Source organism: Coleofasciculus sp. B1-GNL1-01 (assembly GCF_040220235.1).
In the GTDB taxonomy this organism is placed as follows: domain Bacteria; phylum Cyanobacteriota; class Cyanobacteriia; order Cyanobacteriales; family Coleofasciculaceae; genus Coleofasciculus.
Genome location: NZ_JAVJTO010000169.1, coordinates 1 through 4,947 on the forward strand (window position 1 = coordinate 1; position 4,947 = coordinate 4,947).

The 4,947-nt window shown below is 44.4% G+C and carries 3 protein-coding genes and 1 pseudogene; all 4 read left to right on the forward strand.

Features of this window, described 5'->3' with window-relative positions:
• Positions 1 to 201: 201 nt before the first annotated feature.
• Positions 202 to 255 (forward strand): annotated as a pseudogene (locus RID53_RS35970) (hypothetical protein); the annotation flags it as partial.
• A 33-nt stretch (positions 256 to 288) separates the two neighbouring features.
• Complete coding sequence (locus tag RID53_RS35975; protein WP_446392651.1) at positions 289 to 1,011, forward strand: hypothetical protein; 723 nt, start codon at positions 289 to 291, stop codon at positions 1,009 to 1,011.
• 378 nt (positions 1,012 to 1,389) lie between these two features.
• On the forward strand, positions 1,390 to 2,808 hold the full coding sequence (locus tag RID53_RS35980; protein ID WP_446392652.1) for an adenylate/guanylate cyclase domain-containing protein: 1,419 nt from the start codon (positions 1,390 to 1,392) through the stop codon (positions 2,806 to 2,808).
• A 169-nt stretch (positions 2,809 to 2,977) separates the two neighbouring features.
• Positions 2,978 to 4,678 (forward strand): adenylate/guanylate cyclase domain-containing protein, encoded by a 1,701-nt coding sequence (locus RID53_RS35985; protein WP_446392653.1) that lies wholly within the window; start codon positions 2,978 to 2,980, stop codon positions 4,676 to 4,678.
• Positions 4,679 to 4,947: the final 269 nt, after the last annotated feature.

A 4,947-nucleotide genomic window follows, 5' to 3' on the forward strand; every position in this document is an offset into this window, starting at 1 on the left:
TCGGGTTGTTGTTAAGCCAAGACATCTTAACTGAGATGGCGGTAAGGGACTACATTTCGACTTATCTCGACTTCGCTCGATACAAGTCGCTCAATGTAAATACTTTTACTCGGAGGTTTATCACCATGTTACGAGTACCAGGAACGTTGCCATCGTCAAGCTCGGTTTGATAATCGCAAACAAGGCAAACTACCGCCGTCAATTCGAGCCAACAAGCAGCTAGAGTTACGGATAACCAAGGAGTTGTTCAAGTTGTTCCCAATTAGCGCCATTCACTACGAGTTGGTCATGGCTGACGTAGATAGAACCAGCGGTCGCTTGTCGGCTCGGTCTGGCGTTGGTTTCTCCCCAGTGATGGTAGGTCACAAACAAATGCTTAAGTGGTTGTCTGAGTTAGCGACCGTGATAACTCACCAAGGATGGCAAAGGGACGGGAACGGAACCAGTCAGCTTAGGCAATGGTTAGGATTAGCCAAAGACAAGAAAGACAAATCGAACCAGACGCCTGCAACTCATGCTGTTGATGGTGTGACCTTAGCCGCGTTCGAGTTTACCCAATGGCGGGAATGGCACTTGACCCAAGCCAAACATGGCGGTTGGGTAGGCGATGTTCATGTTACCCCCGCACCGTTTGCGGTAATCCGTAGACCACCAATTAGTCGTAGACAATTACACCTGTGTGTTCCCTCTAAGGGTGGAGTGCGGCGCAAGTACGGCGGTACAGTTACCCGCCATGGAATTAGGAAGGGTGATAAGGTAATTGCCGAAAAAGCTGGAAAAACTTACATCGGCTGGTGTTCTGGAGACACTAAGGCACAGGTTTCCGTTTCCGACAAAAATTGGAAACGTTTAGGGCAGTTTACTGCCAAAAAAGTCCAGTTGTTGCAGCGAAGTACGGGGTTAATCGTTCGCATTGAGCGAAGTCGAAATGTCGTGCCTTCAACTGAACTGTCAAATCTCCCCTTATTGACTTGTACTGAGCAAGGCGCAAGTAATATCGAATCCTGTTGATTGCACACAAATGCAATCACGTCAGAATGAGGGTTTCAGCCATTTTTAGTGAGGTTATTTAACCGGATTTGATATAAAGGGTCGATTTGACCGCTATCCCTCTCCACCCTCCTGAGCTTGCGAAGGATCTGCTGAGGGTGGAGTCTCACGCGAATACGATGAAGTTCCGTAGTAGGCACTTTAGTGCTGAAGCCGATTACCTAAGCTGTTCGGTTTAGATTGGTAAGTAGTCTGAGCGCTCACGCCGAAGTCCGAAGTAAGTCGAGGTAAGTCGAGGTGTTCCCTAATCTCAACCGTTAACTTTAATTGTGTCCACCTACTTAGCTTAACCAGGGTGATATTACTATACGTCCCACGATTTAATGCAGCAAAAATCTGATGTCATCCCAATGGTTAAATCTACTTCGCTTGTTTCAATCTCGTTTATCTCAGCGAATTACGCTCTGGGTATTTATTAGCCTGGTTTTTATAGAAACTCTGATTCTCATCCCCTCGTATTATCGACGCAAACATGAACTTCTTTACCAATTGGAGGACGTTTCCGGAGAAGTGGTTGAGAGTGTCGTGCGATTGACCCAACAAAATATGTCTACAATTGTATTTGGGGAGCAAGTTGTCCAGTTAACTCGTGGGTCTCAGGTCATTTTAGGCGTTGCCATTTACAAAGAAAACGGAGAACCAATGGGAATATTTGGTGAATCTCCTACACTGAGTTTCCAGGATATTCAACAGTCTGATCTTCCCCATGTTCGTAAATGGCAGGGACAACGATATGATGTGGCTTGGTCAGCCGAAGAACTCGGAAAACCTTATATCATTATCATTCGTCATGATGCATCCTCAATTCAACCCCAGTTATACGCCTTTACTCTCAGAATCGCGGGTTTAGTGGTGTTAATTTCCCTGTTTGTGACAGGAACAACGATGTTGGTGTTAGGGAAAACCGTCATTGTTCCCATCCTTAAACTTCGCCAAGACTTAATTGATGCTGGCGAAGCCATTAGCCACAATCAGTTAACTCCCAATTTCTATGCTTTATCCGTTCAGCGTCATGATGAGTTAGGCGATGTTATGGCAGCCTTTAATCAAATGTTTCAGCGAATTACCTGGGAAATTAGCGAACGTCAACGAACAGCGGAAAACTTACGGGTTGAACAAGAAAAGGCTGACCGTTTATTGCTCAATATTTTACCAGAACCCATTGCCGAACGATTAAAAGACAATCCAACTTGTATTGCTGATGGATTTACCGAGGTGACTATCCTATTTGCGGATATTGTCGGCTTTACCCAACTCTCGGAACGAATCTCACCGACAGACTTGGTTAACTTACTCAATGAGATATTCTCCGCCTTTGATTACCTGACAGAGAAGCATGATTTAGAGAAAATCAAAACCATTGGTGATGCTTATATGGTTGCCAGTGGATTGCCGACACCACGCCCTGATCATGCGGCTGTGATCGCAGAAATGGCGCTGGATATGCAACAGGAAATTCAACAGTTTAATACTATACATAGTACAGACCTAAGTATTCGCATTGGCATGAATACGGGATCGGTGGTAGCTGGCGTGATTGGCACGAAAAAGTTTATTTATGATTTATGGGGGGATGCGGTCAATACAGCTAGCCGCATGGAATCTCATGGACTTCCAGGTACAATTCAAGTGACAGCCGCGACGTATCAGCATTTACACGATAACTACGAGTTCCAAGAACGGGGTATCATCCCCGTGAAAGGGAAGGGGAAGATGATGACTTATTTTTTGACCAGGAAAAAAGATCCGGATATATAATCTTATTTTGTGAACATAAGCAAAAGGGCAGAGTACAGCTAATAAAAAACTTATCCCCTCTCTTGACCATTAAATCCGTTGAGTCAAGATACAAGCAGGGGACGATCACGATCAAACTGGTATTTTGAGCGGTTCTTGTACCAGGTTAATGAATGGAAATGCTTGGCTTATGATTAAAATCGATACACCCGTGTTGGCTAGACTTTATCGCTATATTCCCGTTGGGTTAACCCTAACGGTGGGAATTGGACTCTCAATTGCGGCAACAGTAGTGGCTTGGGGATGGTCAAATCATCAAACCCAAGTAGAATTGCAACAGCGAACCGATCACCTGACAACCACATTTCAACGTAAAATTGATGAATATTATTATATGGTTGTCTCCTTGGGGGCGTTTCATGAGGCATCTGATCAGGTGCAGCACGAGGAGTATGGATCATTTACCCAACATTTTCTGTCTATCCATTCAGGAATTTTAACCCTGGGTTGGCTCAAACCAGTGTCGGCACAGGAGCGCCCTAGTTATGAGGCGGAAATGGCAGAACGGGGATTGACAAATTTCTCGATTTATGAATACCATTCCGAAAAAAAACAGGTTGTTGCTAAGGCGCGTTCGGATTATTTTCCGATCACCTTTTCTCCACAAAAAGATGTTATCGGCTTTGATCTGGCGTCTCATCCAGTGGGTAAAACTCTACTAGAAAAAGCCCGCACGACAGGACGATTAGTCGCCACCAGTAAGCTCAAGATACCGGGTAAACCGCCTGATAGTTTAACGATTTTACTACCGCTTTACCATGAGGATATGCCTCATAATACGCCAGACAGTCGCCGTCAGGCTTTTCGGGGGGCAATGATTGGGGTTTATTCATTAGAAGAAATTATCACAAGTTCACTAAAAGGACTTTCGATTGATACGCTAAATTTTTGCCTTTCTGATCCATCGTTACCCGCTACTGAACAGTATCTGGCACTGTATCAATCGCGGACAAAAACAGTTGAGATGAAGCCGGATTCATCATCGTGCCAGAACTATGTTTTCTACGATCACTCGATTCAAATCGCGGATCAGGAATTGTCACTCCGTTTTTGGGAAATACCAGAGAATTCAGGTTTAGCGATTCCACCTCTGGCTGGAGTCACGCTGTTGAGTGGCTTGTTATTAACCGGAACATTGGTGATGTATATTGTGCGATCGCTCGATGACTTTGCTGCGATTGAGGCAGAACGGGAAAAATCAGAACTCCTACTGTTAAATATCTTACCTAAAGCGATCGCCGATCGCTTGAAACAAAACCAGGAGACGATTGCCGATAGTTTCACAGAGGCGACTGTATTATTTGCGGATATTGTGGGGTTTACCCAGCTTTCCCAACGGATATCGCCAACAGAATTAGTTAAGTTACTGAATGAAATTTTTTCTGCTTTTGATCAGCTTACCGAAACTTACGGCTTGGAGAAAATTAAAACCATTGGCGATGCCTATATGGTTGTAGGTGGACTACCGACTCCCTGCGATAACCATGCTGCTGCGATTGCAGAAATGGCGCTGGATATGCAACAAGTAATTAAACAGTTCAATCACCAGTATCATGTTGAATTGAGTATTCGCATTGGTATTAATACAGGCGCGGTAGTGGCTGGTGTCATTGGCAGGAAAAAGTTTATTTATGACTTATGGGGAGATGCGGTCAATACAGCTAGCCGCATGGAATCCCATGGACTTCCAGGTACAATTCAAGTAACAACTGCAACGTATCAAGATTTACAAGATCAGTATGTGTTTCAAGAACGGGGAATGATTCAGGTGAAAGGGAAGGGGGAAATGATGACCTATTTTTTGATCGGAAAAAAAGAACTGGATTCCTAATTCCCTCACTCAAGAATAACTCTGACTTCTTCTACAGAAAAATTACAAGCGGTAGAAATTTGTTCTAGACTTACAGCAGTTTACTCTGCTATGCGGTACATTGTCGATCCCCCTAAATCCCCCTTAAACTGAAGTTCCCCTTTGACAAATCGCTACACTGTATGCCTATCCAGACTTAGGGCGATTTCACTTTCGGCTTCACTGGGTACATATTAGGCTGACACCCAACAAATCTAAAGCCTTCCTTTGTACCGGAGTCGGTTCGGTTA

What these genes read in the sequence shown, in the direction of transcription:
- RID53_RS35975 (WP_446392651.1), top strand. Translation starts at nt 289, where the DNA reads ATGGCTGACGTAGATAGAACCAGCGGTCGCTTGTCGGCTCGGTCTGGC.
- RID53_RS35980 (WP_446392652.1), top strand. Translation starts at nt 1,390, where the DNA reads ATGTCATCCCAATGGTTAAATCTACTTCGCTTGTTTCAATCTCGTTTA.
- RID53_RS35985 (WP_446392653.1), top strand. Translation starts at nt 2,978, where the DNA reads ATGATTAAAATCGATACACCCGTGTTGGCTAGACTTTATCGCTATATT.